At 62.9% G+C, this 24,677-nt stretch carries 20 protein-coding genes, 1 tRNA gene and 1 pseudogene; 4 read left to right on the forward strand and 18 right to left on the reverse strand.

Translation table 11 applies throughout. The features are described 5' to 3' along the window. Window positions 1–9: 9 nt before the first annotated feature. From U1872_RS05120 to U1872_RS05130, 3 genes are all read right to left on the reverse strand, one after another. Window positions 10–486 carry a hypothetical protein gene (locus U1872_RS05120; RefSeq protein ID WP_332791771.1) on the reverse strand — a complete coding sequence of 159 codons (477 nt, stop codon included), beginning with the start codon at window positions 484–486 and terminating at the stop codon, window positions 10–12. Then, window positions 487–921, reverse strand: coding sequence for a lysozyme inhibitor LprI family protein (locus U1872_RS05125; RefSeq protein ID WP_332791772.1), 435 nt, complete (start codon window positions 919–921; stop codon window positions 487–489). Window positions 922–1,032: 111 nt separating this feature from the next. Further along, window positions 1,033–2,124: a hypothetical protein gene (locus U1872_RS05130; RefSeq protein WP_332791773.1), complete on the reverse strand. Its 1,092-nt coding sequence runs from the start codon at window positions 2,122–2,124 to the stop codon at window positions 1,033–1,035. A 253-nt stretch (window positions 2,125–2,377) separates the two neighbouring features. Here U1872_RS05130 and U1872_RS05135 point away from each other — a divergent pair, with 253 nt between their 5' ends. From U1872_RS05135 to U1872_RS05145, 3 genes are all read left to right on the forward strand, one after another. After that, complete coding sequence (locus U1872_RS05135) at window positions 2,378–2,821, forward strand: hypothetical protein (protein WP_332791774.1); 444 nt, start codon at window positions 2,378–2,380, stop codon at window positions 2,819–2,821. 95 nt (window positions 2,822–2,916) lie between these two features. Beyond that, window positions 2,917–4,974 (forward strand): PA5441 family protein, encoded by a 2,058-nt coding sequence (locus U1872_RS05140; protein ID WP_332791775.1) that lies wholly within the window; start codon window positions 2,917–2,919, stop codon window positions 4,972–4,974. A gap of 22 nt (window positions 4,975–4,996) precedes the next feature. After that, window positions 4,997–5,701: a DUF3142 domain-containing protein gene (locus tag U1872_RS05145; protein WP_332791776.1), complete on the forward strand. Its 705-nt coding sequence runs from the start codon at window positions 4,997–4,999 to the stop codon at window positions 5,699–5,701. A 144-nt stretch (window positions 5,702–5,845) separates the two neighbouring features. Here the strand turns inward: U1872_RS05145 and U1872_RS05150 are convergent, their stop codons facing one another. The 14 genes from U1872_RS05150 to U1872_RS05215 form a co-directional block, all read right to left on the reverse strand. After that, the gene (locus U1872_RS05150; protein WP_332791777.1) at window positions 5,846–7,150 is read right to left on the reverse strand and encodes an outer membrane beta-barrel protein; all 1,305 of its coding nucleotides are present in this window, start codon (window positions 7,148–7,150) and stop codon (window positions 5,846–5,848) included. 153 nt (window positions 7,151–7,303) lie between these two features. Continuing rightward, window positions 7,304–9,556 carry a methyl-accepting chemotaxis protein gene (locus U1872_RS05155; RefSeq protein WP_332791778.1) on the reverse strand — a complete coding sequence of 751 codons (2,253 nt, stop codon included), beginning with the start codon at window positions 9,554–9,556 and terminating at the stop codon, window positions 7,304–7,306. Between the two features lie 484 nt (window positions 9,557–10,040). Beyond that, the gene (locus tag U1872_RS05160; protein ID WP_332791835.1) at window positions 10,041–11,789 is read right to left on the reverse strand and encodes a hypothetical protein; all 1,749 of its coding nucleotides are present in this window, start codon (window positions 11,787–11,789) and stop codon (window positions 10,041–10,043) included. A gap of 13 nt (window positions 11,790–11,802) precedes the next feature. Next, the gene (locus U1872_RS05165; protein ID WP_332791779.1) at window positions 11,803–12,888 is read right to left on the reverse strand and encodes a protein-glutamate methylesterase/protein-glutamine glutaminase; all 1,086 of its coding nucleotides are present in this window, start codon (window positions 12,886–12,888) and stop codon (window positions 11,803–11,805) included. Next, window positions 12,885–13,703 carry a CheR family methyltransferase gene (locus tag U1872_RS05170; RefSeq protein WP_332791836.1) on the reverse strand — a complete coding sequence of 273 codons (819 nt, stop codon included), beginning with the start codon at window positions 13,701–13,703 and terminating at the stop codon, window positions 12,885–12,887. Before U1872_RS05170 ends, U1872_RS05165 begins: the two co-directional genes overlap by 4 nt. A 103-nt stretch (window positions 13,704–13,806) precedes the next feature. Then, window positions 13,807–14,289 (reverse strand): chemotaxis protein CheW, encoded by a 483-nt coding sequence (locus U1872_RS05175; RefSeq protein ID WP_332791780.1) that lies wholly within the window; start codon window positions 14,287–14,289, stop codon window positions 13,807–13,809. Beyond that, complete coding sequence (locus U1872_RS05180; protein WP_332791837.1) at window positions 14,286–16,103, reverse strand: methyl-accepting chemotaxis protein; 1,818 nt, start codon at window positions 16,101–16,103, stop codon at window positions 14,286–14,288. The genes U1872_RS05175 and U1872_RS05180 overlap by 4 nt, the downstream gene beginning before the upstream one ends. A 70-nt stretch (window positions 16,104–16,173) precedes the next feature. Further along, window positions 16,174–17,658, reverse strand: coding sequence for a methyl-accepting chemotaxis protein (locus U1872_RS05185; RefSeq protein WP_332791838.1), 1,485 nt, complete (start codon window positions 17,656–17,658; stop codon window positions 16,174–16,176). Window positions 17,659–17,663: 5 nt separating this feature from the next. Continuing rightward, on the reverse strand, window positions 17,664–18,233 hold the full coding sequence (locus U1872_RS05190) for a hypothetical protein (RefSeq protein ID WP_332791781.1): 570 nt from the start codon (window positions 18,231–18,233) through the stop codon (window positions 17,664–17,666). Window positions 18,234–18,338: 105 nt separating this feature from the next. Next, the gene (locus U1872_RS05195; protein ID WP_332791839.1) at window positions 18,339–20,048 is read right to left on the reverse strand and encodes a methyl-accepting chemotaxis protein; all 1,710 of its coding nucleotides are present in this window, start codon (window positions 20,046–20,048) and stop codon (window positions 18,339–18,341) included. 79 nt (window positions 20,049–20,127) lie between these two features. Then, complete coding sequence (locus tag U1872_RS05200; protein WP_332791782.1) at window positions 20,128–20,643, reverse strand: chemotaxis protein CheW; 516 nt, start codon at window positions 20,641–20,643, stop codon at window positions 20,128–20,130. Window positions 20,644–20,646: 3 nt separating this feature from the next. Continuing rightward, window positions 20,647–22,635, reverse strand: a complete 1,989-nt coding sequence (locus U1872_RS05205; RefSeq protein WP_332791783.1) for a chemotaxis protein CheA — start codon at window positions 22,633–22,635, stop codon at window positions 20,647–20,649. Next, a complete protein-coding gene (locus U1872_RS05210; RefSeq protein WP_332791784.1) occupies window positions 22,632–23,000 on the reverse strand; it encodes a response regulator in 369 nt (122 codons plus the stop codon). Before U1872_RS05210 ends, U1872_RS05205 begins: the two co-directional genes overlap by 4 nt. Further along, on the reverse strand, window positions 22,997–23,305 hold the full coding sequence (locus U1872_RS05215) for an STAS domain-containing protein (RefSeq protein WP_332791785.1): 309 nt from the start codon (window positions 23,303–23,305) through the stop codon (window positions 22,997–22,999). Before U1872_RS05215 ends, U1872_RS05210 begins: the two co-directional genes overlap by 4 nt. 332 nt (window positions 23,306–23,637) lie before the next feature. Here U1872_RS05215 and U1872_RS05220 point away from each other — a divergent pair. Next, window positions 23,638–24,167 (forward strand): annotated as a pseudogene (locus U1872_RS05220) (transposase); the annotation flags it as partial. Window positions 24,168–24,445: 278 nt separating this feature from the next. Here U1872_RS05220 and U1872_RS05225 read toward each other — a convergent pair. Beyond that, window positions 24,446–24,522 (reverse strand) — tRNA-Met (locus U1872_RS05225). Window positions 24,523–24,677: the final 155 nt, after the last annotated feature.

Here is a 24,677-nt window from a genome sequence, read left to right on the forward strand (position 1 = left end):
TGCTTGACCTTATCGATCGGACGCGGCGTTCGCTGCGGCCTCCACGACGGCCGAAGCCTGTTCCGCCATCTGCCTGCAGAGCGCGCGTTCGGACGACTGCTGCGCGCGGGCATTGTCGGCCAGCGACATCGTCTGTCCTTCGCGAACCTCTTCGGGACGGGCCGGGTTGCTCGAATCCATCAGGCCGACGACCTGCGGCCCGACGATGTCGCCGCGTCGACCGACCGCCTGCTGGGCAAGTGCCGCCGGGGTCACGGTCATGCCCGCGATCGTCGCGACGACCGACTTGCGCGTATTGGCGACGTCGACGGCGGTGGCGAACCCCTTGTCCCTGCAATATTCGATCAGGCCCAGGTGATTATAGACCGAACCGAACGCCGTCTGCAGTTGTTGGTCGGTCGGCAGGTCCTGCGCCTGCAAGGGGCCAAGCGCCATCGCCCCAGCGAGAATGGCGGTCGTCCTGCGCGCGGTGCGAAATCCCTGCATTCAAGTCTCCGATGCGGTCGAGAGAACGCTTTCGACGTCAGGCCGCGGCAGTAGCGGCGGCGTGCTGTCCATGTAGGTCAACCAGTGTCGCCAGATTGTGTATGTCCGCATGCGTGTCAGCCGGATCTGGCACTCAAGGGCCATGCTCCCTCGTATGCTGCCGCCGATCCAGTTCTCATAGACGGCGCCGCATTCGGATGTTCGATAGGCCACCCATGACCGCTCGGCCTGAACAAGCTTCTGTTCCGATGCGATTTCACGCTCGTCTCGAAGGCGCTCGATCGCGGCCTTGTAATAGCGGTTCAGCTCGGCATCGGCCTTGTCGAAACGACCGGCAAGGCAAGCGTCGATTTCTGACGTGGTCGATCCGGGGCAATGGCTGGCACTTGGCGCGGCTGCAGCGGCTAACGCCAAAGCAAAGATCGCTAACATCATAGGCCTCCAGTCTCGGATATCTGAGCGCCGATCCGCTGCCCGAAGGGGGCGGGCTTAGCAATGCACCCTCGCCGGCCCTGGGGCTTTGCGTCGCGCATCCGTGGGATACGGCTACGGTCGATTAGCACGTGGGAGACGCAGCGATGACCACGGGATGAGCGCCCAATCCGGCGCGTCGCACGGACGCTGCGCTCTCGGGAAATAGGCGCCCAGCCAAAGGCCCTTTTCGGAAAGCGCCCATGCCGGAAAATCCCAGACTTCGGGATCGGAATACTCGGATTCGTCGTCGTCGCCCTTGCTCGGCTTCTCCATCTCGTCCGGATGAAAGCGCTTCAGCAACGCGACGACGCCCGGCGCGAAGCGTTTGCTGCGGTATGTGTACCACGGGTCACTATCCGCCGCCGGAACCGGTTGCGATCCGAACGGGAGCACCGCGTCCAGTAGCAACTCCCGGCCGGTCGCCATGTCATAGCTATGGCCCTCGGTGCCGAAGTCCGGGTGCGCGGTGCCCGCGCAGCTCCAGCTCTCCGACCAGCGATAGCTCATGTAATTCACCCCGAGCCAGGGCTTGTCCGCCTGCGCGACATCGGTGCCGGGCTGTCCGTCCGATCCGGTGCACGCGAACCAGCCGGAGACGTTCTGCCATTGGTTGCGGGCAAGCGCGTGGTTGACCGCCGCCACCGCCGCCGTGGCATAGCCGCTTTCGATCCGGAACAGCCGGATGCCGGACAGCGGTTCCCGATACCACCGGATCGTCTTGCCGTTGATCGTCTCGGCCTGCTGCGGGGCAAGATGACGACCTGCAAGATGCCAACGCTCGTAAATGCTGAGTTTGGACGGCAGGTCGGCCGGAAGCCCGGCCGGACCCGCTGCTGGATGCAGGCTTACGGCCAGGCGTCGGTCCTTGGCCGTGGTCAGCGTGCCGACAAGGTTCGATCCAACTCGCTTCAGGAGCAGGTGATCGCCGGTCGTTCGCGATTCCAGAGTCAGCGTCGTACCCGCAGCCGTGCCGGACAGATCGATGTCGAGCCGCGACGTCTGGTAGAAATAGTGACCATCGACCTCGCCCTTGTCCTCCGTGATCGCGACGACGATGCGAGCGGTACCGGCCACGCCTTCAAACACCGTCTCCGGCGCAGCCAAGGAGCTTGCCGGCAGCATCAGAGCGCAGAACGCAGCGGCGAGCGCAGGAAGTCGATGCATGGGCAGACCGAACCATGGGGTGGGCGTGAAGCCCAGCGTTAAGGCATCTCCACGCCGTCGGCGACCGCAAATCGCCATGACGATCGGGCAGCAACCAAAGCCGGCCCGCGCCGATGAATGGTCGGCTCGGCGGCAAGCGCCATACTAAGCAGTGGCGTTTCAATGTCGCTGCAGCCACAGGGTTTACCGACTGCAACTGTCGCGCGAAAACGCCCGGGGCATCCACGTTCGGCGTAGCAGAGGAGAAAGCACAATGCTGGTGTCCCGCATACTCCTGTTCACGGCCGTCGTTGCCGCCGCTGTCTGGACGCCCGTGCGCACCCACGCCGACCCCCGCGCCCAGGCGCCTGCGCCGCTTCTCCCGCTGAGCGATCAGGACGAACGGTCTACGCAGGAGACCGGCTGCACATCGACGTTCACGCGAGGCAGGCAAGACTATCTGCAACTCGTCGGCACCGAACTTCTCCTCCGCGATCAGCATGGGCTGCATGCCTGCCACTTTACGGAGGCCGCGACCGACGATCTGGAGACTGGGCGCCGCAGTGTCTCCTGTTCAGGCTATCGGTTGCGTATCCGATCGTCCGGCAAAGCCACCTCGAACCTCGCATCGGACAGCAGCAGCAGACGCGCCGCCCTGACGATCGATCGAGGCGGCGTGGCAACCAGCATGCGCGGTATCTGGGGCGCAGCATGCTGAACGCGACCAGTCGAACCAGCGCCCTGAAGACCGTCGACGCCGATCCTAGCGGGAACGGCCACGCTCTTGTCACATCCCGTTGCGAGACTTGCTCGATGATCAGGATAGCGCTGTTCTTGTTACTGTGCGCGACCGTGCTCTGGTCGATGCCGGCAAAGGCCAGCAGCGACGTCGGCTGCAGCCCCAGCTGGAAACTCAGCTTCGCGGGCTACAGCGGGTGCGACGATACCGCGATGATCGGTCCCCGAAACGACAGCCGGACCAACCTGATGCTGCTGATGGCGGATTTGCCCGGCGCCTCGCGCGCACGGGGGCCCGCCAAGCCTTCGGTCTTCCTCGACACCGAGTCGCTCGCACCGCCCGCCGCAGAACAGGACAGCCTTTTCTCAGACGGCGAAGGGTCGCGCTGCCGAAGCAACGCGACCGGCACAGCCGATTTCGAAACCGCCTTGCGTCGCAATGCCAAGGTTCCCGAACCGGAACGCGCCGCGCTGATCGCCGCCCGGCGCGGCTTCCAGCCCGACTGCGCGCAGACCGGCACGCTCGGCGCGATGGCCGGGATCAGATCCGAGGCAGGCAAGGCCTTCGCCGCCTATCTCGAAGGCGCGGCTGCCTTCTATGGCGCCGATTTCGACGCTGCGACCGCCCGGTTCACCGCGCTGGGGACTGCCCGCGATCCGTGGCTGCGCGAGACGGCGCGCTACATGCTCGGCCGGGTTGCCGTGAACCGCGCGCAAGTCGATTATTACGACGACTATGGATCGCCCAAGGAGGCGATGAAAATCTCCCCGAAGCTGCTCGAAGACGCAGAAGCGGCCCTGCGCGGCTATATGAAGGCCTATCCGAAGGGCGAGTTTTTCTACTCCGCGCGCGGGCTGCTCCGGCGTGTCTATTGGCTCGGTCAGGATCGTGCCAAGCTCGAGGCGGAATATGCCGCGTTGCTGGCATTGCCGGATTCGCAACGCGGCATCGACGCCGCCTCGCTCGCGCAGGAAATCGACGCCAAGCTGCTGTCGTCCGCCACGGCGGACACGTTGCACGATCCGATGCTGCTGGCCGTGTTCGACCTCATGCACATGCGCAGCAAGAGCTATGATGGCGATCCTTGTTGCACCCCCATTTCGCGCGCGGCACTGGAAGCGCAACGTGCGAAATTCACTGGCAAGCCGGCGCTGTTCGCCTATCTGCTGGCCGTGCACGCCCATTTCGTCGCGCCGCAGCGGGGCGCAGTCGTCCGGCTCCTCCCCGACGCGGCGAAACAGGCGGACTTCAGCTATCTCGAGTTCAGCCGCCAGATGCTGCGCGGCATCGCACTGGATGCAAGCGGCGATCGCAACGCTCGGGGTTTCTTGATCGATCTGCTGTCGGGCGCCAAACGCGTTGGGCAGCGGCCGCTCGTCGAGCTGGCGTTGGCGATGCACGAGGAGCGCAACCACGCCCTCGCACGCGTCTTCGCGCCGGACTCGCCGATACGGACGCCGGAGATTCGCGAGACGCTGCTCGTCTACGGCGCCGATGCGAAACTGCTCCGCCAGCAGGCGCAGGCCGCGACCGCGCCCGATCACGAGCGCGACGTCGCGCTGTTCACCCTGCTCTACAAGGAAGCGACGCGCGGTTCCCATCGCGATTTCGGCGGCGATGCGCGCCTCGTTCCTGCCGGTGCGCCCAGCGACGCGCGCTATTACGACATCTTTGCGTCCGAGCACCTCGCCACCGCGCTCTTCACCAAGGGCACGAAGCTGGGCGACTATGGCTGTCCACCTCTGCTGGAGACCGAACGCCGGCTCACCGACAGCGCGGACGATGCCAAGGCCCTGCTCTGCGTCGGTGAGTTCGTCCGGGCGAACGGCTTCGACGGGTCTGTCCTCGATGGCCAGCCTTCGGCCGATGCACTTGGCGGAACGCCGTCGCTCTTCGCCGGCGCACCCTATTCGCGGCTGGTCACCTATCAAGCGGTGATGGCGTCGCCCAAGGCGTCGCCCGACGACAAGGCCTATGCGCTCTTCCGAGCCATCAATTGCTACGCCCCGGGGGGGACGAACACGTGCGGCGGCGCGGAGGTGGAGAAGGTAACGCGCAAGGCGTGGTTCCAGCGCCTGAAGCGCGATTACCCCAAGTCGCGCTGGGCGCAGGAGCTGCAATATTATTGGTAGGCGCGCAGGGTGGCGGCGGGTGGTGCCGCTGCTTTTGGTGCCCCTGCTGCTGCTGTCAGCGGCCCCACCGCAGACGTCGCCCAGTGCACGCGTCGATGCGAACCGCTACGATGCCTTTTGGCTCTGGGCTGGCGTGCGCCCCCAGCCCGCGCTCGACCGCGCCAGCCGGATCTACCTTTTGCAGGGCGCGGTCGTCGGCGGCGACAAGGCGCGGCTGGTGGCACAACGGCCGGCCACCCCCCACGTCGCTCATGCAGAAGTGTGGATGGTGCTCCGGGTCGAGACGCTGGCCTGGACGCCGCAGATCCACGCGCAGGTGCTCGCTGCCCTCGAACGCTGGCAGCGGGCGGGCAACCGGGTGGCGGGTGTCCAGATCGATTTCGACGCACGAACGCGCCACCTTGCGAGCTATGCCGCCTTCTTGAAGACGCTGCGCCACACCCTTCCGCCGCGGTACAAGCTGGGGATAACCGGCCTGCTGGACTGGAGCGCCAATGGCGACCCCGAAGGCCTCGATCGGCTTTCGGGCGTCGTGGATGAAGTGGTCCTGCAGATCTATCAAGGCCGGCACGTCATACCGGGGTACAGCGTCTACCTTGCCAAACTCGGCCGCCTGAATATTCCGTTCCGTATAGGCCTCCTGCAGGGCGGCGAATGGAGCGCACCGCCTGGACTGGGCCAAAATCCGAAATTCCAGGGCTATGTCGTCTTTCTGATCAATCGCTGAACGAACGGAGACGGACGACCAGATGCCCACCTATGATTTACCTGGATGTGGAGCGAACTCGAAATCGAGACCCTGCGAGGGCTAATTCTATCCGTTCCCCATGCCTACCGCGCATACGTGTCCGAATAACGCATACGGGCCATCTCAGAAACCGACGATCAGGTCGCCACCGAAAACGAACTGGTCGCGTTTCGTAAGGTCGTTGAATGGCCGCGTCCCGTTGAGCGAGCGATCGTAGCGCACCTCTGGACGAACCGTCACCGCGATCGCCTTCGAATTGATTGAAGACGGCTTCCACGCAAGCCCCGCAGTCAATTCTCCATAGGTGGTCGGTGGGGCGATGATATACTGGTCAGGCCTGCCGATGATACTATTGGTGAACGCTGTGTCGGACGCGAAGCCGACAACAAACGCACCTTGCGAATCGCGCATGGTTTCGACTCTGCCGCTGAGGGTTACCGCGTCGCTTAGCTTGTGCGTAACATAGCCGGCGAAGCCGAACGCGCTTGCATCGAGGCCATCATCCCGAATGTAGTTTGCTTCCGCGACGAATGTGGTGCGGTCCGACGCCTTGTATGTGACGGTAATGTCGTTCCAGTAGCGCAGCTCCCGATTGGCGTTGGGCAGAATGCGCAGCGAGTTCTCAGGGCCGATGCGGGCCATCGCCAACACCGTGAGGCGATCACCCATAAGATGGTTCAGCCCGATGCCGAAATAGCCGGCAGGTTCGCTATTGTTGTCGGACTTGCCGGGCAGCACCTCGTTGCCAGCGTCGATCCCGGCATAGATGTCGAGTTTCGGCGTAAGGTGTGCTGTCGCGATCACGCCGACCGTCTGAAACGGCACCATAAAATTGGTGACGTACGACACCGTGTAGAGCGGCCGGCCGCTGGGATCGGTGCCCTCGAATCCCATCGCACCAGGGGCGAGGCCGATCTTGAAGTCGATGCCGCCCGTGCCCGAGACGGGAGCGTGGAGAACGACATTCGCCTGCGTCATGATGACCTGGTGGCGGCCCTTGAAGGTGCCATTGAGCAGGCCGATCGTAGGCGTGTAGCGAGCATCGCTGCCGAACAACCCTTGCAGGTTGAAGCCGACGTCGAAAGCGTCCCCGCTACCCACCGGCCGTGCGATGGTGGCGAGCGCCTGGTTGAAGAGCGGGCGATTGGCGCGGTCGCTGAATTCCTGACCGAAATTCACGTGGCTGGGCGGGTTTTCGGGATTGAAGGCGACGCTTCCTTCGAACTGGAGCGCGTAGGAGATTGTGTCGCTCCAGTGCGCGGCTGGCGCAGACGTCGTGGCTGTCTTGGCCGGTGCGGCAGGCTTCTCCGCCCCGCGATCCTCTTGCACCGCATCCGTGTGCGGCACCGTCTGCGCTACTGCCGGCGAAGCCACCACGACGATCGCCGCAAGCGTCAAGCGCGCAGCCGCACGTTTCCAATGCTTCATTTGAACTCCGATTTCGTGATTGGATGGTCGACCGAGGCTTAGACGCCCCGGTCGATAGGGGTCAGCGCGTCGTGAGAGCAGCTTCGGGCTCGCGCTTGCCGCGCCCCCTTGCAGACAGCGTCATCCAGACTGCCGTGCGCGCGCCGTCAAACATCAGAAAGTGTTCCAGTCGTCTGGCTCGCCGCCCGCAGTCGACAGCATTTTGACCGGCGAGCGATAAACTGGAGCCGGATTTTTGCGGCTGATATCCGGCGCTGACAGTGCCGCCACGATCTTCTCGGGCAGCGCACGGCGCGCGGTCTTGACTTCCTGGGTCTGGAACATCTCGGTCTGCTCGGCGAGGGATATGACTTCGGTGGTAAGATTGCGCGCAGCAGCCGACGTCTCCTCGACCATCGCCGCGTTCTGCTGGGTCGATTGATCCATCGCGCTGATCGCGGCGGTGATCTGGCTGATCGCAGAGGATTGCGCGATGGCGTCGGCTGCCATCGTGCCGAGCAGTTTGTGAACCTCGTCGACATCGCCCGAGATGGTGGCAAGCGCGCCGTCGACCTTTTGCACGGCCTGCACGGCGGTGCCGACTTCGGTCTGCGTGACGGTCAACTGGTCGCGTGCGCGCTTGGCCTCTTCCTCGGCGCGCATCGCGAGTGCCGAGACGAGATCGGCGACAACCGCAAAGCCGCGTCCCGCATCTCCCGCGCGGCCCGCCTCGACCGCTGCATTCATTGCCAGGACGCGTGTCTGGAAGGCGATCTTGTCGAGCCCCTCGATCACGCTATCGATCCCCTTGGCGCTGTCCGAGACACGGACCATCGCTTCGACCGCTTCGTCTGCCGTTGCGCGACCGCTGCCGACGGTGGCGATTGCCTGATCGGCGCGCGATACCGTTTGACTCGAGGACAAGGCGGTCGCGCGCAGCCTGGTGTCAATCTGCACGAGCGCGGCGCTGGTTTCCTCCAGGCTGGCCGCGTTGCCCTCGGTACGGCGCGCCAGATCTTCTGACGCCTGCGCAATTTCGTTCGAGCCCGTGCGGATCGATGCAGCGCTTTCCATCACCGACGCGATGAGTCCGCGCAATGCGGACAGGGCCTGGTTAAAGTTGCTCTTGAGCGCATCGTAAGCGGGGGGGAACTCGGCCGAGATCGTTTTGGTGAGATCGCCTTCCGCCAGAGCTTCCAGATGATCCGAGACGGTTGCCACCACCTGCTTCTGCTCGGCGGCGGATCGGGCATCGGATGCCGCGCGATCTGCGCTGGCCTGCCGGAAAACGTCGGCCGCGCGGGCAAGCGTTTCGATCTCGTCGGGGCGATCCAGGTAAGGGATCGACCGTGACTCGCCCTTTGCCAAACCATCGACGGCTAAACTCAAAGCACTGATCGGGCGCCCGACCACGGCCCGAACCGCGAAGAAAAGGCCGACGATCACCGTGCCCAGCACAAGAAGGCCAACAAGGATGAGTTCCCATCCAAGCCGGGCGGCCGGCGCTGTCAGTGCCGCGGCAGGCACATCCGTGACGACTGCCCAAGTGGTATTGAGCGTGGGCAAGTTGATCGGCGATATAATCCGAATGACACCGCCGCCCACTCCTGGGAGCGCGATCAACTTGGTCTCGCCCGTTGCCAATGCCTGCTTGACCTCGTCCGCACCCGCGTCAGCGTAAGGCTTCATTCTCGCTGCTGCGTCGGGATGGGCGACCCAGAGCGCCGATCGAGAAAGAAGCATGACCCGGCCAGTACCGAAAGGATGCATCTTTCCAAGACGAGCCGTTATGTCACCTAACGCGATGTCGATCCCGGCAACGCCGATCGTCCGTCCAGACGACACGACAGGATACGTGAGGGACGTCATCGTTATTGTCTTGCCGCCAGTCTCATAGGGGTAAGGTTCAGTCAGGGCCGCCTTCCCGCTATTGCGCGACAATTTGTAATAATCCGCCGAATAAAGACCGGGATCCATATTCGGCTCCATCTTGATTTGCCCGTCGCGCTTTATCCAATAAGGCATGAACGCACCGTTCGGTCTCGATCCGAGGTGCCCAGGCGCGGCCTTCCCATCAAAACCCAGCGGCTCCTCCAGGAACCAACTGGCTAGGGCCAAGGGTGACGCTTCGACATTGGGCTTGAGAACCGACATCGCTATATCGCGATCCCGCACACCGGATTGATGAAGGGTGGATAGCGATTCAACCATGGACCGAACCGTGGCATCGACCACACCGATATCACCAACCAGCTGCTTCGCCAGTGCATCGGCCTGAGCCTCCGCCAGCCCTTGGGACAGGCTGGAGGCTGTCCTCCTCGCTTCGATGATTACCACAGTAAAACCAACAAGGAGAAGCGATGCGATCAGAATGCCAGCGATGCCCAATAATTTCGGACCAATGCTGACGCGGCTAAAAGATATCATGAAGGCTATTCCGACCGACGTTAGGAAGGCCAGGATTGGCGCGTCTCTTTTTATTATAGAGGGTTACGCCCGCTCTACGGGCGTCGGAGGATGATAGAACAATAAAGGGAAGCGGCGGTACCGACGGACATGTTCTCAAAACATGATCGAGACCGGTCGAAAACGGGATTCTGCAGTCGACGGTGTGTGGAGACGGTGTAGTCTTGAACCCATGGGGTACATCGTCGGTCATGCGCGCGACCAAGCGCTGCTGCTGCCGGCGTCGGTCGAGGATTATGTAGGCGCGAACAATCCTGTCCGGTTCGTCGATGCGTTCGTCGATGACCTCAGCCGGCACGGGTGTCGATCAGGGGGAGCGCGCTCTGTTTAGTGGCAGCTTATCGCTGAAACGCAGGTCAGCATCCGGGCGTCATCCATGTGCTGAATTCCTATTCCTACTCGCGGCTGTGACAGTGATCCACTCAGAGCCAAAGTTTTCGTTGCCTTAGAATAGTCCATCATCATCGTCATCCGCATCCCCTTCCTCCGCGGTCATCGTGACGCCCGCTTCATCCCCCGATAGGGGGGGCGCGAAGACACGATGTACTTCCCGTTCGCGCGACATTGTATAGGTGGCGGCAATCCGCGCGAGCAGGTCGGCGAGTTCGGGCGGTGCATCGTCCAGCGTCTCGATGGTAACCGCGAGGCTCGACATCTGCTTGCTCGCTTCGGCCAGCGCGGCACCGAACTCGGCTTCACAATCGACATCGCCCATTGTCTGGCGCAGAAAGTCGCTGAGTTCGGCGGCTTCGCAATCCAGCCCGCTCATCCCTTCCCGTACAGCCCGACCGCCATCGCGAACGCACCGCAGAGCGACGTCGAGCGCGCGACTGACGTCGATCCGCAAGCCGCCCTCGGCACCGTGCATCGCCTGCGCGGCGGTTGCAATTTGACCGGAGACTGCGGCGATATCGCGGGAAAAGCTTTCGAGTTCGAGCGAGAAGTTGCGGATCTCGGTGGCGACGGCGCCCAGCCCCCGCCCGGCATCGCCAAGCCGGCGGCTGCGCAAATCGGTATTCCAGGCCATTTGCTGAACGTCGAGCGTAACCCGCTTGATAACGATCAGGCGCGCCGCCAGCGCTTCGGCGGTCGTCAGTGTCGCGCTGCCGATACGGTCCGAGATGGCGTCGGCTTCCTGCAGTCGCCCCGCCAGCGAACGGACCTCGTCGATACTCTGCTCAAGCATCTCCAGCGGACCAGATCCCGAGCCGCCTTCCTCGGACGGTTGCGGACCTCCGGTCAGCGCGATCAGCGCCGTGGCGTGCGGCCCGAGGTCCCGAAGCGTGTTCGCAAGCAACCCGGCCTCTCGCCGGAAACCCTCGCTTGTATCGGCTGCCTGCGCCGCGAGCAAAGCCATGGTGTGCGCGGCGACCGGATCATTGGCGTCGCGCGCACCGAGCGCGTGGAGTTCGGCAAAGCCTGATACGATATGCTCGAGCCGCTGGCGGGTGATGTCGCCGATCTGCAGCGCGCCGATGGCGATACCGATCTGGCTGCGGATAGCGCTCGCGGCGGCGGCGATCCGGGCTGCGACCTCGCGCGACTTCGCTTGCTCGGCCTGGAGCGACGACGCGTCGCGCGCCAGCCTGAGGGGCACTTCGGGGATCACCCGCGCGCTTTCCAGGACTAGACGCTGGTCCGCTTCAAGCGCCGCTGCGACGCCGCGCTCGATGCTGTCGATCTGGTCAGCGAAACTGCGCATTTCAGCTTCAGCGACATCAAGCCGACTGATCATCAAATCGGCAAAACCGCCGAAGCCGTCGGCACCGGCCGCCGCGACCTTGATATTGAGTCCGCAAATCCTGAGGAATCGAAGCGTACGGTCGAACTGCGCCAAAGGGTTCTGGACCGCTTTGCCGGCCCCGCCGATCGTGCTGAGCGCGGCCCGTCGGGTTTGCTGCATCGTCGGCAGGCACGTCAGGCGATCGGCAATGGTCTGCATGTCCATCACAGCCGCCGAGACGGCCTCTCCGTCGAGCGCCTGCGATACGCCTTCGAGCGAGGCGATCAACCGTTCGACGACCGCATAGGCGCGCGCCAATGCCTCGCCCGCAGCAACGAAGCGTGAATCGATTCCGGTTGCAACATCTGCAAGCGCCGTTTGAAAGTCGGCCATGGATACATCGACGGACCGGTCACCGGCGTCGGTGACCGGCGCGACTGCTTGGGCAAGATCGATCGTTTCGTATTTCATATCGCGTTCCCGATCATCGCGCCGCTGCCGCCAGCATCTCGCGGGCGATGGCGCCGAGCGGGATGACCCGATCCGCAGCGCCGCGGGCGATGGCTTCCTTGGGCATACCGAACACGATCGAACTGGCTTCGTCCTGCGCCAGCGTATGGGCACCGGCCTGTTTCATCTCGAGCAGACCGCGCGCGCCGTCATCGCCCATTCCGGTCATGATGACGCCGACCGCATTCGATCCCGCTGCGCGCGCCGCCGAGCGGAACAGCACGTCGACCGAGGGGCGGTGGCGCGAAACCAGCGGTCCATCGCGGACCGAGACATAATATCGCGCGCCGCGCCGCTCGAGCATCATATGGCGGCCGCCCGGCGCGATCAGCACGTGCCCGCGTAGCACCGGATCGCCATCGACCGCTTCCTTCACGTCGACATCGCACAAAGTGTTGAGCCGGGACGCAAAGGCACGGGTGAAATTTTCCGGCATGTGCTGGACGATCACGATGCCGGGGGAACTGGCCGGCAAGACTTCGAGCACTTCGCGCAACGCTTCGGTCCCGCCGGTCGATGCGCCGAGACAGATGACCATCTCGGTCGTGCGGCTCATCGGTTTTCCGCTGGGCGGGGGCAGCACCGCATCGGCAGTGAGCTTCTTTTCGGGAACGATCGGACTTGGTACGCGCATCACGCCGCCGCGCAGTCGCGCCCGCGCCGCCGCCTTCACCACATCGCGGATCTGGAGATGATGCTCTGACAGATGATCGGCGACCCCGACGCGCGGCTTCAGGATCACATCGACTGCACCCGCCTCCATCGCCTGGAGTAAGGTTTCCGAACCCTGCTCGGTCAGCGACGAGCACATCACCACAGGCACCGGGCATTGCGACATCAGCTTGCGCAAGAAAGTGATGCCATCCATGCGCGGCATCTCGACATCGAGCGTGATGACGTCGGGCACTTCCTCCTGCATCCGGCGCGCGGCGCTGAACGGATCGGCGGCCGTGCCCATGACCTCGATCTCGGGATCTTCCTCGAGGATCGCCGTCATCGTCTGGCGGACGATCGCCGAATCATCGACGATCAGGACGCGGATCTTCTTTTTCACGGTCATGAATCTGCTCGCTGGAAGACGGTATTGGCGACCTGGGTCAACGGCAGATCGAGCCCCGCGATGGATTCCGAATGGCCAAGGAAAAGATAGCCGCCCGGTGCCAGGCATCCGGCGAGCTGCGCCACCACCTTCAGCTGGGTGGGCTTGTCGAAATAGATCAGCACGTTGCGGCAGAAGATCACATCCATCGGCTCGCCGATCGGATAGCGGTCATCCATCAGGTTGAGCTGCGCGAAGCAGATCGCGCTGCGCAGCCCTGGCACGATCCTGACCTCACGGCGCTTCGGGTCGCGCGCGGCGACGATGTATTTCTGACGCAGCGGCATCGGCACCGGGGCGACCAGGGCGGCGGGATAGATGCCGGCAAGCGCGGTCTCCAGCACCTCGGTATCGAGGTCGGTCGCAAGGATCCTGAACGATGGCCCGCCATGGCGATCGGCGCAATCGTCGAGCACCATCGCCATTGTATACGGCTCCGGCCCGGTCGAACAGGCGACGCTCCATGCGCGCACCGCGCGTGTGCCGCGGGCCCTGACTGCGGGCAGGACGACGTTCCGCAGATATTCGAAATGCACGGGCTCGCGAAAGAAATCGGTCTTGTTGGTGGTGACCGCGTTGATCAGGTGGATGCCTTCGTCGGCAACGTTGTCGTCGCGGAAGAAATAGTCGCAATAGGCGTCGAGTGTCTTGGCACCCAAATCGCGCTGACGACGGCGCAGTCTGCCCTCGAGCATGGTTTTCTTCGATACGGGCATCTTTATGCCGGCATAGTCGAAGATATAGCTCGCCATCCGATCGAAATGGCGGTGGCTCATCTGGTCGGACATGCCGGGAAGCGGGTTGGCGGCGGGTAAGGACACTGCAGGATCCGATATCGGTGGCCGGGGAATACCGACGGTCAGAGGGCGTGCGCGAGGATCAGGCGGTAAGCGCGGCCGGGGCGAGATGGATGACCTCCGCGGCCGAAAAAATGCGGGCGACGTCGACCAAGACGACAAAGCCCTCCGCCCGCTTGACCACGCCCGCGATATAGTCGGACGGCCAGCGTACGCCGATGTCCGGCGCGCCGCCGATCTGGTCGCTGCGGAAGGTGCTGACTTCAAGCACGCGATCGACCACGAGCCCGAGCACCAGCACGCGATCGGCGACCGGCACGTCGACTACCAAAATGCGCGTGCTCGGCGTCGGTGCGGTGGACGGCATCCCGAGACGGACCCGAAAATCAATCGTCGCGATGCCCTCGCCACGCATGTCGGTGAGGCCAAGCAGATAGTCCGGACCGTTGGGAATACGAAACGGCGCGCGGTAATCGAGTATCTCTCGAACGAGCGCCACCGGCACTGCGAAGATCTCGGCCCCGAGGCCGAAGGCAACGGCTTGTATTTCCTGTCTTTGGGTCATGCTGCCTGTGCTCCGAAATCGGCGTCGTCTTGGTCGGGGCCCCCAGCGGTGAGATCGAGCGCGAAGCCGCCCAGACGCGCCTTTTGATCAGCGAGCGAGTTGAGCTTGACCTTTGCCTTCGGCTTGGTCTGGGCAACGGCGATTTTACGAGTACGAACGTTCTGCGACGCCGGCGGCGCGACCTTTGCGATCGCAGCTCCGGTAGAACTGCTTGTCCGGAAGAAGGCGATGCTTGCCTGCAACTGCTCGGCTTGTGCCGCAAGTTCTTCGGACGTGGTCGAAATCTGGTCGGAAGCGCCCGCGTTCTGCTGGGTGACCTGATCTAGCTGCTGAATCGCCTCGTTGATCTGGGCAGCGCCGCTATCCTGTTCGCGGCATGCCGAACTGATTTCCGAAACCAGTTCGGCGGTCCGGCGAATGTTGAGCACCAGTCGGGTGAGCATTTCACCCGCCTCGCTCGCAGCAAGGACGGTCTCGGACGATACCGCGCTAATTTCGGATGCGGCGATCTGGCTGCGCTCGGCCAGCTTGCGCACTTCGGACGCCACCACGGCGAAGCCCCGCCCGTGTTCGCCAGCACGCGCCGCTTCGACCGCCGCATTGAGTGCCAGCAGATCGGTCTGCCGCGCGATTTCCTGCACGATCCCGATCTTCTCGGCGATCGTCCGCATCGCGCCGACGGCGCGCTGGACAGCGACACCGCTGACTTCAGCATCCTTCGACGATTGGCGCGCGATCTGTTCGGTCTGCGTGGCATTGTCGGCGTTCTGTTTGATGTTGGCGGCAATCTCCTCCATCGCCGCCGAGGCCTCCTCGGCGGCGGCGGCCTGTTCGGACGCGCCTTGCGACACCTGTCCCGCACTCGCCGACAGTTCCTGGCTTCCCGCCGAGACATTGTCGGAGGCCACCAATGCGTTGCCGACGACGGTACGCAACCGTTCGATCATTGCGACAAGCGCATGGCCAAGCTTGTCCTTGTCGGATTCCGGCTGATGATCAACGGTGAGGTCACCCTGTGAAATCAGATTGGCGAGCGCCGCCGCCTTGCGGTGGTTTGCCATCATGACGTTCATCGCATCGGCAAGATCCTTGATCTCGTCGTTGCTGGTGACCTTCACCTCATGATCGAGATCGCCGATGGCCATTGCGTCGATGGCAATCCCGATCTGCGCAAGGCCGCGCGAGACCAGGCGCGAGATCCACAGTGCACCACCGATTGCGATCACAAGGCCGAGTGCGCCCGCGATGAACAACGCCATGGTCGCAGATGCATAGAGCGCTTCGGTATCCTTATGCGCCTGGGCCATCTGGTCCTTAGCGACGGCGACAAGTTGGCCGCTCAGCGCACTAACTGCGCCAGCGATTTCGCGTGAACGAGTGATCGAGATGGCACCTGCCTCGGCATCCCTGTTTGCAAGCGCCAGACGGCGAACCTCATCATTGACAGGAACAAACTCCTCGAACTTCGCCTTAAGCTGCATCCAGATCGGTCGCCCCTGTTCGGTGGCCCCGGAAATACCCGTCACAATCAGGGCTTCTGCGTCGTTGCGTGCCTTGACGAGATCTGTGTCGAACTTGCGCGAGAGCGTATCATCGTTTGTAAGCGCCAGATTCTTTTCCATACGCAGGACAAAGTTGAATTTGCTTTCGATCGACTGAGCGATCTCGAGCCGCTTGGCCTGTCCGTTGATCACGTCTGTGGTCGCCGCGTTGAGTGCCGCCATTCGCGAATTGGCGAGCAGCACCACGCCCAGCATGATGAGGATCAAAACGCCGAAGGTGGCGCCTAGCTTTAGCTTTATCGTTCCACGCATTGCTGCAACTTTCTTTGAAAATGTAGGATCGGGCTTGACCAATCAGCCCAAGCCGCAGGCGCGTGCGGGGTCAGGCGGCCTGGCTACCGAAATCCATATCGTCCGCGTCCGGGCCGCCAGAGGTAAGATCGAGCGCAAACCCCTTCACCCGCGCCTTTTGATTGGCGATCGAATGCGGCTTCACCTTGGCATTCGGCTTTGGCCGGAACGACGCGGCAGGCTTGCGCGCCACGTTCGCGGACGCGCGTTGTGATGTGGGCGGCGCGGCGCGTGCAGCCCGGCCGACCGGGTCTTCGTCAACGCGGAAATAGGCGATGCTCGCCTGAAGCTCCTCGGCCTGCGAGGCGAGCTGGATCGATGTGGTCGATATCTGCTCGGACGCGCTGGCATTTTGCTGGGTCACCTGATCGAGCTGCTGGATCGCCTCGTTGATCTGCGACGCCCCGATATCTTGCTCGCGGCATGCCGAGCTGATCTCGGAGACCAGTTCGGCGGTCCGGCGAATGTCGGGCACCAGCCTGGTCAACATCTCTCCCGCCTCAGTGGCGGCTTTGACGGTCTCGCACGACACGTCGCCGATCTCGGCGGCGGCCGCCTGGCTACGCTCGGCGAGCTTGCGCACTTCGGACGCAACCACCGCAAAGCCGCGGCCATGTTCGCCCGCGCGGGCCGCTTCGACCGCGGCATTGAGCGCGAGCAGATCGGTCTGGCGTGCGATTTCCTGGACGATGCCGATCTTCGCGGCGATCGTGCGCATCGCGCCGACGGCCCGATCGACCGCAACTCCGCTAGCTTCGGCATCCTTCGACGACTGGCGCGCGATCTTCTCGGTCTGCGCGGCATTGTCGGCGTTCTGCTTGATGTTGGCGGCCATCTCTTCCATCGAGGCGGAGGCCTGTTCGGCGGCAGCGGCCTGTTCGGTCGCACCTTGCGACACCTGTTCCGAACTCGCCGACAGCTCTTGGCTACCCGCCGAGACATTGTCTGCAGCGATATTGGCGTTGCCGACAACGCCGCGCAGGCGTTCGATCATCCGCACCAATGCCTGGCCCAATATGTCCTTGTCGGACAGCGGCTCGTGATTCACCGTCAAGTCGCCATCGGCGATCATATCGGCCAAATTGGCGCTCAGACGCAGATTATCGACCAGCGCGTTGATCGAATTCTTCATGCGCCGGTGATCGCCTTCGCAGGCGATCTCGACGCGTTCGATCAAATCGCCTGTGCTGACCAGGTCGAGCACCCGGTTCCCCTCTGCGATCGGCAACACGATAGCGTCGAGCATGCCATTGATGCCCGTGATCAGTGCCGCAAAATCACCCACAAAACGTTCGTCGGTGCCACGTTCGCTAAGGTGCCCGGCGGTCGAGGCACCAATCAGGCGTTGAATTTCGGTAGTGATATCCCGAAGATTTTGCCGCAGCGTTTCGATCGTGTCGTTGATGAAAGCCTTCTTGCCGGGAAATTGCTCGAGCGGGGCTGCAAAATTGCCTTCGCCAAATTGCTTGATGCACGCCATCGCCTTCTTCTTCACGGCAATATGGTTGGCGACCATCGTGTTCACGCCCTGCGCCATGCGGCAAAGTCGCCGCGAAATTTCTCCGCCGGCACGAAAATGTCGATGTCGCCCTTATCGTGCTCGACCGACATGTGCTTCATCTCCGAGATGATGCCCTTGAGATTGCTCCGCAACGTCTCGATAGTGTCGTTGATGAAGGCCTTTTTCCCGGGGAATTGCTCGAGCGGGGCCTCGAAATTCCCTTCGCCGAATTCCTTGATGCAAGTCATCGCCAGTTTCTTCACGGCGATGTGGCTGCTGACCATGCCGTTCACGCGCTTCGCCATTGCTGCGAAAGGCCCGTGGAAATCCTCAACCGACAGAAGCAGATCGATGTCGCCCTTGTCGTGCGCCGCGCACATCTCGCTGATGCTGTCGTTCAGCACGGCAACCGGATTTAGCGCCGTGTCGAGGAGTTGATTGATCGCACTGAGCACGCCGTGCGTTTGCCCTTTGGCGACCGACACATTGGCGCGCGCGGACAGATTGCCCGCCGCGATCGCCCCGTCGAGACGGGCAAGTTCGGCCATGACTACGCTGGACGACACGCCACCGAAAATATTGAGAGACATTGCAGAGCTTTCCTTTGGGCGTGCCGAAAAGTGGCAGAAATCCTTATTCGGACGAGAATTCGCTGGTTAGTGCGCGACACTTCTGAGCGGTTGGCTGGGTCGAACCTACGCCGCTTGTCCGAAGTCTGCGTCGTTCGAGTCGGGGCCGCCGGTGGCGAGATCGAGTGCGAACCCCTTCACCCGTGCCTTTTGATCGGCGATCGAGTGCGGCTTCACTTTCGCATTCGGTCTTGGCCGGAGCGGCGCAGCAGACTTGCGCACCGCCAGCGCAGGCGCGAGTCGTGCCGGCGACGGAGCGGCCCTGGTAACCCGGCCGTCGGGCTCATCGGCAACCCGGAAATAGGCGATGCCGGCTTGAAGCTCCTCGGCCTGCGAGGCGAGTTCGACCGATGTCGTCGAGATCTGCTCCGAAGCGCTCGCGTTTTGCTGCGTGACCTGATCGAGTTGCTGGATCGCTTCGTTGATCTGGGCGGAGCCGATGTCCTGCTCGCGGCAGGCCGAGCTAATTTCCGCGACGAGTTCGGCCGTCCGGCGGATGTCGGGTACCAGCTTCGACAGCATTTCGCCCGCTTCCGCGGCCGCTTTGACGGTTTCCGACGAAACCGAGCTGATCTCGGCCGCGGCGGTCTGGCTCCGTTCGGCGAGCTTGCGCACTTCGGACGCTACCACCGCAAAGCCGCGGCCATGTTCGCCCGCTCGCGCCGCTTCGACCGCGGCATTGAGCGCCAGCAAATCGGTCTGACGGGCGATCTCCTGGACGATGCCGATCTTCTCCGCGATCGTGCGCATCGCACCGACCGCCTTGTCCACCGCGATGCCGCTCGCTTCGGCATCTTTGGCGGATTGGCGCGCGATCTTCTCGGTCTGCGCGGCATTGTCGGCGTTCTGCTTGATATTGGCGGCCATCTCTTCCATCGAGGCGGAGGCCTGTTCGGCCGCAGCGGCCTGTTCGGTAGCCCCCTCGGACACTTGCTGCGAACTTGCCGACAGTTCCTGGCTGCCGGCCGAAACATTGTCGGCGGCGATATTGGCGTTGCCCACGACACCGCGAAGCCGTTCGATCATCGAATTGACGAGCCCGAGCAAATCACCGATCTCGTCATTCTGGTGCACCTCGACGGAGCTGGTAAGATCGCCCTCCGCAACCTGGCGCATCGCAGCCCCGGCGGTCGTGAGACCGCGTGAGACGAGCAATGAAAGGTAGACGCCGGCCGCAGTCGTCACCACAAACGCAACGACGACCATCGCGACTAACAGGGTGCGTGCCGCGGCATAGGTTTCGTCGCCGATCTTGCTTGCGGCGAGGCCCCCGTCAACGTTGACCTTGACCAGTTTTACAAGATCGGCCGACATGTCGTCATAGAGAGGCTTGTTCTGCCCGAGGAGATTGGCAGCTTCCACTTTCTTGTTCTGCCGAGACAGGGTCAGAATGCCTTTACTATCCTCCACGTACCGGGAATATTTTTCGGAAAATTGATTATACAGCGTTCGTTCTTCATCCGAAGAAATGAGCCGTTGATAACGGTCCAAGCCTTTCTGCATATCGGCGAGAAGTGACGTAAGTTCGGTTTCGACCTTGTCCATGCCAGCGTCTTCGAGTGATGCAACATGATTATATTGTGCAACGCGGATATCGGCAGTGGCTGTGTTCAAGTGATGAACTGCATCGATGCTTGGCATCCAGTTCTCACTGATTACGGTTGATTGTTGGTTGATCAGACTCATTTTCATGACGCCGACACTACCAAGCGCTACACAGACAATTAGGACAGCAACGAACGCGCCCGCCAGTTTTGCCTTTATGGTCGCGCGCATCACCTGATTTCCTTTGCAAGCGTCGTATCGGAACGGGACGGCTCCATCAGGGCACAAACGTTGCTCGCCCCAGTCCGCGTCATTGGATGGCCGGCGGTGGCAGCTGGGACGGCGCGCTGCCGCCGATCAGTGAATGGAAGATCGCAGAAAGTCGCGGTAGGACGATCACACCGGCAGGTGTTCGCACAAGCTCGCGGACATAATCGCGGCGCCAGCGCATTCCGACGGCGGGGGTGCCCTCGCTGGCGTCCTGGCGCAGCGTGGCGACTTCATGGACCTTGTCGGTGCGGATCCCGAGCTGGATCCGGATGCCCCCGGCATCGATTTCGATCACGACGATCCGGCTGTCGACCGTCGCCGCCGCCGCGGCCATGCCGAAGGCAAGCCGCAGATCGGCGATCGGGATGATCTTGCCGCGAAAGTTGACGACGCTCCCGACCAGCGGATCGGCTCCGGGAACGATCGTCTCGGGCAGCATGTCGAGAATTTCGCGCACCAGTACGGCTTCAAGCGCGAAGGTCTCTTCCTGCAGGTCGAAGGTCAGCACTTCGAGCGTGCCGTCGACTTCCCACTGGGTCTGGTTGAGGTCGTCCATGACTTATCCAGCGGCGCGAAGCCGCTCCTCCTGATGCTGTCCGAGTGCGACGAGCTGGCCGACGTCAAGGATCAACGCGACCCCGCCATCGCCAAGGATCGTTGCACCCGCGAAGGTGGAAACGTCGCGGTGGAGCAGCGACATCGGCTTGATTACCGTCTGGTGGCTGCCGATAATCTGGTCGACGACCAGCCCGACGCGCTCGCCGCCGGTGGCGATCACCACGATCTTCTGGTGCGGATCAGGCCGCGTATCGGTCGCGAACATCTCGCGCAGCCGCAGGAACGGCACCAGCCGGTCGCGCAGCGTCACGAAGCTGCGACTGCGCGAGCGCAAATCCTCCTCGAGGCTCAGTTCGATACATTCCTCGATCGCGGCGAGCGGGATGACATAGCGGCCAGTGCCGACGCGGATCAGCAGCCCGTCGATGATCGCCAGCGTCAACGGAATGCGCAGCACCACCGTCGATCCCGCGCCGTCCACGCTCGTTACATCGATTCCGCCACGCAGGCTTTCGATCGTGCGCTTGACGACATCCATGCCGACGCCGCGCCCCGACAGGTTGGTGACCTGCGCCGCCGTGGAAAAGCCGGGATGGAAGATCAGCTGGAGCAGTTCCTGATCGCTCAGCACCTGTCCGGGCTGGATCAGCCCCTGCGCTTCGGCCTTGGCGCGGACGCGCTCGCGATCGATGCCCCGGCCGTCGTCGCGGATCGTAATGATCACCTCGCCGCCAACCTGTTGCGCCGAAAGCTTGACCTGTCCCGCGGCCGGCTTTCCCGCAGCGATGCGCTCGGCCGGGGTCTCCAGCCCGTGGTCGCAGGCATTGCGGATCAGGTGGACCATCGGATCGGCGAGTCGCTCGATCACGGTCTTGTCGATCTCGGTCGCTTCGCCTTCGCTCGAGAGCTCGATGGTCTTGCCGGTCTCGCGCGAGAGATCGTGAATTAGCCGACGGAAGCGGCCGAACAGGCTCGCGACCGGAACCATGCGCAATACCATCATCGTATCGCGCAATTCGCCTGCCAGCCGCTCGATTTCTTCCGAGATCGACCGCAGCACCAGATCGGCAGCACTGCCGCCGCGATTGGCAAGTTGCGACAAGCGGCTTTGGACGATGACGAGCTCGCCCACCCGGTCCATCAATTCGTCGAGCCGTTCGGCGGGGACGCGGACGCTTTCACCGGCCGGGGTAACGCTGCGGGCCGCGACCGGGGCGGCGGGTTCTGCGGCCCGAACCTCGGGCAGCGTCGCACTCGGACCGGGATCGCTGGGCGACGACGGGTCGGCGACGCTCTCGGCTGCGTCAGCCAGCGCCAACGGCTCGATCGACAATACCATGTCGTCCATGACGAAGATGAAGACATCCTCGATATCGCCGCGCGACACGGCGCCGCGCAATTCGACGTCCCAGCCGATGTGGCATTCGGTCGGAACGAGCTCGGTGAGCGGGGGAATGGCATCGGTGCGCGCGGTAATGCGGCACTCGCCTAGTGCGCGCAGCTCATCGAGCAAAATCAGCGGATTGGTGCCGTTCGCCATGGCATCGACCGGCAGGCGGAAGGCGATGCGCCATCCGGCATCCGCCGGCACAACCGCCGCCACGGCGGCGCCCGCGCCCTCGTCGATTGCCGCCTGCAGCCGTGCCAGAATCGTATCGCCGACGGCTTCCAGCCCGGCACCGTCGCCGTCGATCAGCGCGCGCATATGGTCGTTCGCCGAGAGAATCGCAGCGACCAGTGCTTGGGTGGCAGGCGCGAGGCCCTTGCGGACGCGGTCGAACGCCGTCTCGCAATGATGCGTGAAAGCCGCGAGCGCGTCGAAGCCGAACATCGACCCCGAGCCCTTCAGCGTATGCAGCCCTCGAAACACTTCGTCGACCAGGTCGCGGTCGTCGAGCCGGTGACCCAGATCGAGCAGCCCCTGTTCGATCTGTTCGAGCAATTCGCCCGCCTCGATGCGGAACGCAGCGATCGGGTCCTGTCCGCTCATCGCCCGAGCACCTTGCGCGCGACCTTTATCAACTGTTCGGGAACGAACGGCTTGACCAGCCAGCCGGTGGCCCCCGCCGCCTTGGCTTGCTGCTTGACGCTATCGTCGGATTCGGTGGTGAGGAAAATGATCGGTGTGCCGCATTGCGCAGGCGACTTGCGCAGTTCGCGGATCATCGTCAGCCCGTCCATGATCGGCATGTTGAGATCGGTGATGATCAGATCGAAATGGCCGGCAGTCGCCTTTTGCAAGCCCTCGGCACCGTCACCGGCTTCGGTCACGGAATAGCCAGCGCCGGTGAGGGCGATCTTGATCGCCATCCGCAAGCTCGGAGAGTCATCGACGGTAAGGATCGACGCGGTCATTGCGGCTGTTCTCCGTGAAACCAGAATTGACTGTCGTCAGGATTGGAATTGCCGAACCCGGCACGATCGAGCAGCGCGCGAAGCGCCGGCCCCGCGGGCTGCGCGAGGCTGAGCGTGGCCCCGTTGCCCTGAAGGTGCGTGCGCATTGCCAGGAGAAGCTGGACGAAGCTCAGGTCGCACTCGGCCAGCGCCGCCACGTCTACCACGACGTCGCCACCGACCTGAGCGGCCTCGACCAGACGGCTAGCCAACATCGCAGCCGACCGCACTGTCACCGACTGGGGAACTTCGATCGTCTCTGTCACGCTCACCTCTCACGCCGGAGCGGCCGGGCATGGTGCCCGCCTAAGCTCTTGTTCGTTATAGGAGAGGCAGCGCATGCAAGACCTGAGACGCAGAAAATATACCTGTTCCCAATCCATTAGCGAGCAGAAGGTAGCGACGTGAACTCGACGCGGCTCGATAGTTATCCCTGAATATTAGTGCGTAAGTTCCCCTTACTTACAGAGTTCTTGCGTGTGCTTTTGAAGAAGGCCGGTCGCAGGGTTGTTGGCTCAACTGTGCGCATTTCTCGCGATCTGCTCTGAACCGCACCGGGTTTGCCGGAGGCTCCAACTCCTGAGAAGGTGGAGCCCGTATGAGCAAGACGCCGAACAAGTTTGCGCCAGAAGTTCGCGAACGCGCAGTACGGATAGTTTTCGGCCGCGAGCGGGATCATCCGTCGCGATGGGCAGCGGTGGTTTCCATCGCGGAGAAGATCGGCTGCGTTCCACAGACGCTGCGTGAGCGGGTTAAGAAGGCTGAGGTCAACAGCGGCAAGCGTGCCGGTGTCCCGACCGAGGTTGCCGACAAGATGAAGGCGTCCGAGCGCGAGGTCCGTGCGCTGCGACAGGCCAACGCGATTCTGCGCAAGGCGTCCGCATATTTTGCGCAGGCGGAGCTCGACCGCGCGTTCCTGCGATGATCGCGTTTATAGACGGTGACGAAGATCAGGAAGCAGCCCGGGAGGCTGTTTTCCTGAGGCACCGCGATGCCTATGGGGTCGAGCCGATCTGGCCGATCGCCCCATCCACCTACTACGAGCGCGTCGCGCAGCGTCAGGATCCCACGCGCCTGTCGGCGCGGGCACGGCACGATGCTGCTCTCAAGCACGAAATCGCGCGGGTATCTTACGCAATAGAGGCCGGCGCCGTCGGTAGGCTTGTAGTCGCGATCACGGATGCTGGCGTAGCTGACCTGCTGTTCTTTGAGGACGATGGGGGTATCTCGTGCGTGGATGCGGGATTGAACCCTCAAAATAACCCCCGAGTGCAAAATCGACGCCGTGGAGCAAAAAAGCACACGACAGCACGTAGAGAGCGGTTACGCCCCGAGTTAAGCCGCAGAAAAAAGGCACAAAAAAACCGCCTCGGGTTTTCCTGAGACGGTTGGTGTGTGTGTTTGTATGGTTGCGGGGACAGGATTTGAACCTGTGACCTTCAGGTTATGAGCCTGACGAGCTACCGGGCTGCTCCACCCCGCGCCAGGGTGTTTATCTGTTTTGCTCGCGAGCGCGAGCGTGTTTAGATGACATGTGATGGGTTCTCATAAGAGACACGAACATTTTGTGTTCACCGGCTTCAATGCCTGGCGACGACCTACTCTTCCATCGCTTAAGCGATAGTACCATCGGCGCAG

This window comes from Parasphingomonas frigoris (assembly GCF_036663815.1).
Lineage (GTDB): Bacteria > Pseudomonadota > Alphaproteobacteria > Sphingomonadales > Sphingomonadaceae > Sphingomonas.

Coding starts and splice junctions, on each gene's coding strand:
- U1872_RS05120 (WP_332791771.1), bottom strand. CDS start 486: ATGCAGGGATTTCGCACCGCGCGCAGGACGACCGCCATTCTCGCTGGG.
- U1872_RS05125 (WP_332791772.1), bottom strand. CDS start 921: ATGATGTTAGCGATCTTTGCTTTGGCGTTAGCCGCTGCAGCCGCGCCA.
- U1872_RS05130 (WP_332791773.1), bottom strand. CDS start 2,124: ATGCATCGACTTCCTGCGCTCGCCGCTGCGTTCTGCGCTCTGATGCTG.
- U1872_RS05135 (WP_332791774.1), top strand. CDS start 2,378: ATGCTGGTGTCCCGCATACTCCTGTTCACGGCCGTCGTTGCCGCCGCT.
- U1872_RS05140 (WP_332791775.1), top strand. CDS start 2,917: ATGATCAGGATAGCGCTGTTCTTGTTACTGTGCGCGACCGTGCTCTGG.
- U1872_RS05150 (WP_332791777.1), bottom strand. CDS start 7,150: ATGAAGCATTGGAAACGTGCGGCTGCGCGCTTGACGCTTGCGGCGATC.
- U1872_RS05155 (WP_332791778.1), bottom strand. CDS start 9,556: ATGATATCTTTTAGCCGCGTCAGCATTGGTCCGAAATTATTGGGCATC.
- U1872_RS05160 (WP_332791835.1), bottom strand. CDS start 11,789: ATGAAATACGAAACGATCGATCTTGCCCAAGCAGTCGCGCCGGTCACC.
- U1872_RS05165 (WP_332791779.1), bottom strand. CDS start 12,888: ATGACCGTGAAAAAGAAGATCCGCGTCCTGATCGTCGATGATTCGGCG.
- U1872_RS05170 (WP_332791836.1), bottom strand. CDS start 13,703: ATGAGCCACCGCCATTTCGATCGGATGGCGAGCTATATCTTCGACTAT.
- U1872_RS05175 (WP_332791780.1), bottom strand. CDS start 14,289: ATGACCCAAAGACAGGAAATACAAGCCGTTGCCTTCGGCCTCGGGGCC.
- U1872_RS05180 (WP_332791837.1), bottom strand. CDS start 16,103: ATGCGTGGAACGATAAAGCTAAAGCTAGGCGCCACCTTCGGCGTTTTG.
- U1872_RS05185 (WP_332791838.1), bottom strand. CDS start 17,658: ATGGTCGCCAACCATATTGCCGTGAAGAAGAAGGCGATGGCGTGCATC.
- U1872_RS05190 (WP_332791781.1), bottom strand. CDS start 18,233: ATGTCTCTCAATATTTTCGGTGGCGTGTCGTCCAGCGTAGTCATGGCC.
- U1872_RS05195 (WP_332791839.1), bottom strand. CDS start 20,048: ATGCGCGCGACCATAAAGGCAAAACTGGCGGGCGCGTTCGTTGCTGTC.
- U1872_RS05200 (WP_332791782.1), bottom strand. CDS start 20,643: ATGGACGACCTCAACCAGACCCAGTGGGAAGTCGACGGCACGCTCGAA.
- U1872_RS05205 (WP_332791783.1), bottom strand. CDS start 22,635: ATGAGCGGACAGGACCCGATCGCTGCGTTCCGCATCGAGGCGGGCGAA.
- U1872_RS05210 (WP_332791784.1), bottom strand. CDS start 23,000: ATGACCGCGTCGATCCTTACCGTCGATGACTCTCCGAGCTTGCGGATG.